Consider the following 7227-nt stretch of genomic DNA (forward strand, 5'->3'; position numbering starts at 1 on the left):
GCTGTACGCCCCTGCCTAACCCAGCTGGCAGGTGAGCTTGCCGCCGGGGTCGTCGCAGTACTCAGCGTAGTCGACCAGGGTAATGGGGAAAGGGGCTACCTTCCAGATGTCGCTGCAATACTCGGCGATAGAGCGATCGCTCGAAAATTTCCCCATGCGCACGGCGTTGAGAATTGACATGCGGGTCCAGCTGTCGGCATCGCTGTAGGCGTGGCCCACGGTCTGTTGACAGTCGACGTAGGCCTGGTAGTCGGCCAGCAGCATAAAGGGGTCGTGGTAGAGCAGCTTGTCGAGCAGAGGCTTAAACAGATCGCCATCGCCGTGGGAAAAGTGGCCCGAGGCGATCAGGTCGATGGCATCTTTGAGCAGGGGGTTGCGCTGGTAGTAGCTGTAGGGGGTATAGCCCTCCTGCTTAAGGGCCACCACCTCGGGGGCAGTGAGGCCAAAGAGAAAGAAATTCTCGGCCCCGACGGCGTCGCGAATCTCTACGTTGGCCCCATCCAGCGTGCCGATGGTGAGGGCTCCATTCATGGCAAACTTCATGTTGCCGGTACCCGAGGCCTCGTAGCCAGCGGTGGAAATTTGTTCGGAGAGGTCGGAGGCGGGATAGATGCGCTGGCTGTTGGTGACGTTGTAATTGGGCAAGAAAATCACCTTGATCTGGTTGCGCAGGTCGGGGTCTTTGTTAACCATGTCGCCCACGGCGGTGATCAGCTTGATCATCAGCTTGGCCATCGAGTAGCCGGGGGCCGCCTTGCCGCTAAAGATAAAGGTGCGGGGGGTGATCGCTAAATTGGGGTTTTGCTTGAGCTGGCTGTAGAGGGTGACGATGTGCAGCGCGTTGAGGTGCTGACGCTTGTACTCGTGGATGCGCTTGACCTGCACATCAAACAGCGAGGCGGGGTCGACCAACACGCCGTGCTGGCTGTGGATGCGGCTGGCTAAGTCACGCTTGACCGCCTGCTTAATCTCGCGCCACTCGTCGCGGAAGCCAGCATCGTCGGCGAGGGGTTCGATCTGCTTGAGATCGTCGAGGTGCTTGATCCAGCGATCGCCGATACGGCTCGAGATCAGCGTACTCAATCGCGGGTTGCTGAGCACCATCCAGCGGCGGGGGGTGACGCCGTTGGTCTTGTTGCAAAATTTCTCAGGGAAGAGTTCGTAGAAGTCGCGCAGCACCGTCTCTTTGAGCAGCTCGCTGTGCAAGGCAGCGACGCCGTTGATGGTGTGGCTGCTGACGCAGGCCAGGTTGGCCATGCGCACGTAGCGATCGCCACTTTCGTCAATCAGCGACATGCGGGCCAGGCGATCGCTATCTTTGGGAAACTTCATCCGCACCAGGTCGAGGAAGCGGTTGTTGATTTCGTAGATGATCTCTAGATGGCGGGGCAGCAGCTTGCCGAATAGGGCCACCGGCCATTTCTCTAGAGCTTCGGGCAGCAGGGTGTGGTTGGTGTAGGCCAGGGTCTTTTGGGTGATCTCCCAAGCCAGATTCCAGTCGAGGCCGTACTCGTCGAGCAGCAGGCGCATCAGCTCGGGGCTAGCGATCGCCGGATGGGTGTCGTTGAGCTGAATGGCAAACTTCTCGTGGAACTGCTCTACGGCCATGTGCTGCCCCGCCAAAATGCGAAACATGTCTTGCAGCGAGCAGGAGACAAAGAAAAACTGCTGCTCTAGCCGCAGCTGTTTGCCCGCCTGGGTTTCGTCGTTGGGGTAGAGCACTTTGGAGATATTCTCAGAGGCCACTTTTTGCTCCACCGCGCCGTAGTAGTTGCCCCGGTTAAACACCTCAAAGTCAAAGGACTCGATCGCCTCGGCCTTCCACAGCCGCAGGGTGTTGGCGGTATTGACCTGGTAGCCCAAAATTGGGGTGTCGTAGGGCACCCCGAGAACCTCGCGGGCGGGCACCCAGCGCGCCCGGTAGCGGCCCTGGTCGTCGGTGTAGGTTTCGGTGTGGCCGCCAAACTTGACCTCGACTGACCACTCGGGCCGGGCCACTTCCCAGGGGTTGCCGTAGCGCAGCCACTTGTCGGTGCGCTCGACCTGCCAGCCGTCGCGCAGGCCCTGCTCAAAAATGCCAAACTCGTAGCGAATGCCGTAGCCCACCGAAGGAATTTCTAGACTCGCCATGGAATCGAGGTAGCAGGCCGCCAGCCGCCCCAACCCCCCGTTGCCCAGGCCGGGCTCTTCTTCCTGGGCCAGCAAGGTGTCAAAGTCGAGCCCCAGGTCGACCATGGCCTGCTTCACGAGATCGTAGATGCCCATGTTGATCAGGTTGTTGCCCAGGTGTGGCCCCATGAGAAACTCCGCCGAGAGGTAGCACACCGTGCGCGACTTGTGCTGGGTATAGCGCTCGGCGGTGCCGTTCCAGCGGTGCAGCATGCGATCGCGCACCAGGTAGGCCAGGGCCATGTAGTAGTCGTGCTGGGTGGCCAGCGACACGGGCTTGCCCTGCACGTAGAACAGGTTGTTCAAAAATGCCCGCTTGATGCTCTCGATGTCGTTGGCAGTGCGCTCTTTGGCCAGGGCCGTAGCCGCAGCAACATCTACCGGAGAGGGAATATCCATAGGTGATCGGCCCTGGGTCAGGGTGTAGAGAAGGATTGTATTGATCAGATCAAATCAGGCGATCGCCAATTGTGACCTAAAGCACGATTTAAGATTAGTTTAAAGATGATGAAAAATGTCGATCGAGAACCGCCACGGGCTAGACATCAGGGAAAAACGAGCCTCAAGAACGCTGGCGAGCTGGGCGCGGCGGTGGCGGCTTTATGATTCTATGACGGCTGTCACCGGCCTGCGATCGCTGAGTGTACAAGACACCCCCATGCTAGCAGCGGGCCTTTTGGCGACAGATGAGCTGTGCGATCGCACCCCTGGCGTTTCCTGATTGGGAGCTTGCGGTGTGGGAGTTGGTGCGATCGGGCGAACAGCGGTAGGACAGAAACTTATGATCGAGAAATACTTTAGCGCTCATTCGCTTCGTCTCGATTAAACTTGAAGTCTTGAGTATTGAGAGACACGGCTTGAAACTCACCAGAATTATAATCTCTCATCTGCCTTTGAATGGTAACGGGATCTCCATTAAAGTTAGGCGAATCTTTGAGAATGCCAAAGTAGGACAGCAGAGAAGAACGCCCTGAATTCGTCTCAGACTTGGCATATTGCTGTACAAACTCGGCAAACATCAACACCAAACTTGCCTCTTCTTCTGGCAGTTGCTTCACCAGTTCATAGATAGTGTCTGCTGCACTCATTAGCCTCTCCTATTTGAATAGATCCTTTAATCGTGGGTCGCTCTGGGCGATCTCAAGTATCTGCTGTCTTAATTTTTCGAGATTTTCTAACTCACTGGTTTGAATCATGAAACCCTTATAGATGGATCTTAGAGCAGCATCGACAGATAGGATAGTCTCTGCCTGCTCACATGAATATGCTAGCTTTAGTCTATTCAACGCACCTGTTGAGGCATAAAAAAATGAAGGCATTTCATTGCCAGATTTATGGTTGGCGGTTGAAACTGATCTTAACAAGTCTGTTAAGGCTTCGTAGGTTTCTAGATGTAGATCGTATAGCTTCTCTCTTTCCCATCGCTTATTGTCGCGCTTATTCTGAAAGATTGGGCTTAAGGTAGAGATTGAAACAACAGCAGATACGTTAATTAATGCCGCAACTACTATTGGGTTAGTAATGATCTCTTGAAGTTGCATCGTAATCGACCAATTACTATATATGTGGACGGCTAAAGGGCATACGCGGCGGGGCGGTCTTCCACATCAGGTCGATTTCTTCGGGGGTGAGGCCGTAGGCTTGGTTGACCAAATCAGAAATGCGGTGCTCTAGCACCAGACCATCGCGGCGGCGCTGCTGAATGGGCAGGGCATAGTCGCCGTAGGAATCGGTGAGGGTTTTGAGATCTTTGGGGCCAAGGTTGCCTGCGCCTTTGGGGCGGCGTTTTTTGACTTCTTGCAAAAAGTCGTCGAGGGAAAGGATGGCAAAGTCGCTGAGTTTGTTGCCTGCTTTGTCGATGCCGTGCTCGATGCGAAACCAGTGGAGCATGTCGCGGGTGGCCTGCTGGTTGGCTTTGGTAAACTCGATGAGCTGCTGAACAGCAGGTTCGACCTCAGCACGGATTTCGTCTGTAGGTGGCGCGATGGGGAGATGTTCAATAAATTGCGTAAAGAGTCTCAAAGCTTCATCCTTACCATGAGCTGTATTTCTCCACATGTACGACCAAATTAATGGAGAGTTGAGAACGGCAAGAAGATATAGATTACTTACAGTTAGGAGATAAGCTGTGTTGACTGGAATCGCTCCGACCAAGTCAAGCGCAAATTCAGGACGCCAAGTTATGTCTGTATAAATGATTTTAGGCTGCTCAAGAACATTGTAGTAAGCACAGGATCTTAACTCCCACCAGTAATGGCCTTTATCAGTTCGTTTTATTAACTTTTCTCGAAAGCCTGTCATATGATCATAAATCGAGGGAAGCGCTTGAGAAAAGATCCTTTCTGCCACATCAGGAGACTCGCCAGCCCAAGGCCAAGGATAATCTCCACTAGACTTCAGAAGAATAATCCACAAGTCCTCTCCCCAGTCAGGGAGCCATCTTTTGATGTCTTGACCACGCAAAAATGGCTTGATAATATCCAGGTTTTTAGGATCATTTCTGATTAATTTCTCTCTGGCTTTATTGTCAACGACAAAAGCCTCATTAAAACCAGTTTTTATCCCATAAAGCGGTTTAGAGTTATTAAATTGATTTAGTGGTTTTCCAGCAACCCTAATTTTCTCTAACAATTCATCAACAGCAGGATGTTCTAGACTCCAGGCCTCAGGCGAGAATCTATCCCAGGGAACACTATGACCTTCCTGATTTACAAATTGAGGGAGGTTTATACTCTCTAGCTTGTCTCTTGGAACAGAACACACTTGAACAGGTTCCGAAGATTCAATATTCTCGTGATCTTCCTTATCTTCAGCTACTGGCTTCCGCACCGCCACAATACACGGAAACACATCAGCATCCTGAAAGATCGGCGCATGGCCAAAGTCGATGATTTGTTCAAAGACGCTATTTTCGGCAAAAAACTTTCGCAGCGGTTCCCCATACCCAGCCCGCAGCCACTTGTTCGTCACAATGTACGACAACACCCCATTGGGCCGCAAAATCTTCAGCCCCTTTTCGTAAAAATACACATACAAATCGGCTACGCCATCGTAGGCCGCATAGTGCGCTTGCAGATAGGGCTTAAACGGTGTCAGCAGCTCTTGCCGCACATAGGGCGGGTTGCCAATCACCACATCAAACCCACCATCGGCAAACACCTCCGCAAACTCGGCCCGCCAATCAAACGCACGGGGGGCCACTGCCGGGTCAGCCACAATCGAGTTGCCCACCTTAATGTTGTCATCCAGGTAGGTGAGCTGCCTGCCCCGCTCCGCCGTCTTTAGCCACAGCGACAGCTTGGTAATCTCCACCGACTCCGGCGACAGGTCTACCCCATAGAGGTTTTGGTTGAGAATGGTTTTGGTCAGGTCAAACAGGCTGCGCTGGCCCACAAACTCCCCCGTATCGTCGGCGGTTTTGAGGGCGGCCAGTTGCTCATTCACCCGCTCATACTCACTATTCAAATAGTCAAACGCCGCAATCAAAAACGCCCCCGACCCACAGGCCGGGTCAATCACGCGGGTTTTGACCAGCACCTCATCGCGGTAGCGCTCCCAAAACTGTATTTCGGCGGCGCGGCGCTGGCGTACCGCATTGGCGCGAATCTGGTCGATGCCGATTTCCTGCCAGAGGGCTTTTTCTTTGCGCTCCAGATACCCACCCAGCGCCACCGCCACAATGTATTGGGTAATAAACGCCGGGGTGTAGTAAACCCCCTGGGTTCTGCGCTGCCCACGCCTTTGGTCGTAGGCTTCCCCCGCCGACAGCGCCCTGAGTTCTTCCAGGTCGCTCACCGACTGCTCAAAGATGTGGCCCAAAATGTTGACCGACACCTCCGAGTCAAAGTCGTAGCGGGCCAGCGTTTTGAGCTGGGTGCAGAGAATATCCGACACCTGAAGCTGCTCGTCTAGCAGCGGGTCGTGCTTAAACAGGCCACCGTTGTAGCCCGGTATCGACAGCGCCGCGTTGCCCTGATCCACAGCGCGAAATACAGCCTTGTAGTTCTCCCAAATAGTGCGCGGATTGTACGGGTCTTGGTGGTCGTGGGCCTGCTGAATGGTTTCCTTGGGCAGCAGGTCTTTGTCTTCGCAAAAGGCGATAAACAGCACCCGATCCAGCGTTTTTTGGGCCTTTTCGATCAGGGCAATATCGCGATCGGCCAGGTCAGCGGGGCCAGTGGCGCGAAAGTGGGTGGCCAGGTTGAGCCGCACCTGCTTGTACTCTGCGTAGAGCGCCTTGGTCACCGCTACCTCGGCCTTGTCAGACTCGACCAAGAGCTGGTCGATGACAGAGCGGGCCTTGGGGTCGGCGCTGGGGGGCAAAAAGTTTTGCCGACACAGCACAAAGTAAAAGGTTCTAAAGGCCGCCAGGTCTTCCAGATCCTTTAGCCGAAAGACTTCGTAATAGGCTGGGGTTTTGCTGGTTTGGTACAGTCGAATCTCGCGATAGTTCGACACCAGCACCCAGCGGCAGTCGGCGGTGTAGTTGGCGTAGCGCCAGCCCTGGTCTACCGCAGACTCTTTGCGCCCTGGGGCAGCGCGATCTAAATCATTCTTGGCCCCCTTTAGCTCAATGGGGGCAATCACCCGCCCCTCTAGCTTTTTGCCGCCCTTTTGGTTGCTGACGGCATTAAAAAAGCCCAGCGCCCCATCGGCAGAGCCGCCGCCATCAGAAATGGTCTGCTCGGCGTGTAGCTCCCACTGGTGGCCCGCGCCGCCAATCACCGAGCGATAGCCCAGGGCATCTTGAAAGACATCTTTGAGAAAGTCGCCGTGGAGGGAGGTTTCTTTGACAGCATCGAGGGTGCCACTCTCTAAGGTCTGTACCCACTGCAAGAGTTTTTGGTGGCGATCAGCAATATCGGCGGGAAACAGAAACCCTTTTAGAGCCTGGGTGAGGGTCTTGTCTTGAAACAGACGGTGGTGGCTGGGCTGGGGCATGCCGTTGGGGGCCAGTGAGACTCAGTAGATCACAAAGGATTGAGGCAGGGGCTGAATTTGTAGGAAAGGGGTAGGGTCAGGCTAGAAGATCTTGGACGAAAAGCCATGACAACCTGC

The 7227-nt window shown here is 54.4% G+C and carries 4 protein-coding genes; all 4 read right to left on the minus strand.

Annotated elements, in window-relative coordinates; genetic code table 11:
* Positions 1 to 15 precede the first annotated feature (15 nt).
* The 4 genes from AC0QKW_RS04230 to AC0QKW_RS04245 all read right to left on the minus strand — a co-directional run bounded on the left by AC0QKW_RS04230 (position 16) and on the right by AC0QKW_RS04245 (position 7110).
* Positions 16 to 2568, minus strand: coding sequence for a glycogen/starch/alpha-glucan phosphorylase (locus tag AC0QKW_RS04230; protein WP_473149806.1), 2553 nt, complete (start codon positions 2566 to 2568; stop codon positions 16 to 18).
* Between the two features lie 398 nt (positions 2569 to 2966).
* Positions 2967 to 3257, minus strand: a complete 291-nt coding sequence (locus tag AC0QKW_RS04235; RefSeq protein ID WP_473149807.1) for a DUF2281 domain-containing protein — start codon at positions 3255 to 3257, stop codon at positions 2967 to 2969.
* A gap of 9 nt (positions 3258 to 3266) precedes the next feature.
* Positions 3267 to 3710 (minus strand): hypothetical protein, encoded by a 444-nt coding sequence (locus tag AC0QKW_RS04240; protein ID WP_473149808.1) that lies wholly within the window; start codon positions 3708 to 3710, stop codon positions 3267 to 3269.
* 16 nt (positions 3711 to 3726) lie between these two features.
* Complete coding sequence (locus AC0QKW_RS04245; RefSeq protein ID WP_473149809.1) at positions 3727 to 7110, minus strand: Eco57I restriction-modification methylase domain-containing protein; 3384 nt, start codon at positions 7108 to 7110, stop codon at positions 3727 to 3729.
* Positions 7111 to 7227 lie beyond the last annotated feature (117 nt).

This window comes from Pseudanabaena sp. PCC 9330 (assembly GCF_055795045.1).

Coding starts and splice junctions, on each gene's coding strand:
- AC0QKW_RS04230 (WP_473149806.1), bottom strand. CDS start 2,568: ATGGATATTCCCTCTCCGGTAGATGTTGCTGCGGCTACGGCCCTGGCC.
- AC0QKW_RS04235 (WP_473149807.1), bottom strand. CDS start 3,257: ATGAGTGCAGCAGACACTATCTATGAACTGGTGAAGCAACTGCCAGAA.
- AC0QKW_RS04240 (WP_473149808.1), bottom strand. CDS start 3,710: ATGCAACTTCAAGAGATCATTACTAACCCAATAGTAGTTGCGGCATTA.
- AC0QKW_RS04245 (WP_473149809.1), bottom strand. CDS start 7,110: ATGCCCCAGCCCAGCCACCACCGTCTGTTTCAAGACAAGACCCTCACC.